The organism is Paraburkholderia sp. SIMBA_054, from assembly GCF_046534875.1.
Classification (GTDB): domain Bacteria; phylum Pseudomonadota; class Gammaproteobacteria; order Burkholderiales; family Burkholderiaceae; genus Paraburkholderia; species Paraburkholderia hospita.
The window spans coordinates 1-244 of the sequence record NZ_JAWRXV010001465.1; the positions used below are offsets into that span (position 1 = coordinate 1).

The window sequence follows — 244 nt, forward strand, 5'->3', positions numbered from 1 at the left end:
ACGAGCGATCCGAACCAGCAGTTCGACGTGATCGTGCTGCACGTGTGCTCGCTTTCATGGGATGACCTCGATGTATCGAAGGCGCGTAACAACCCGATGTTGAGCCACTTCGACTATCTGTTCACGAACTTCAGCACCGCGGCAAGTTATAGCGGCCCGGCGGCGATCCGCGTGTTGCGCGCAAGCTGCGGGCAGGAGGCGCATGCCGACCTGTACAAGCCGGCGGCGCAGCAGTGTTATCTGT

1 protein-coding gene is annotated in these 244 nt (G+C 60.2%); it reads left to right on the forward strand.

The genetic code is table 11. The features are described from left to right. Positions 1–244, forward strand: a 244-nt coding sequence (gene bcsG / locus SB822_RS59915; RefSeq protein ID WP_410859487.1) for a cellulose biosynthesis protein BcsG, incomplete at both ends; no start/stop codon positions are given.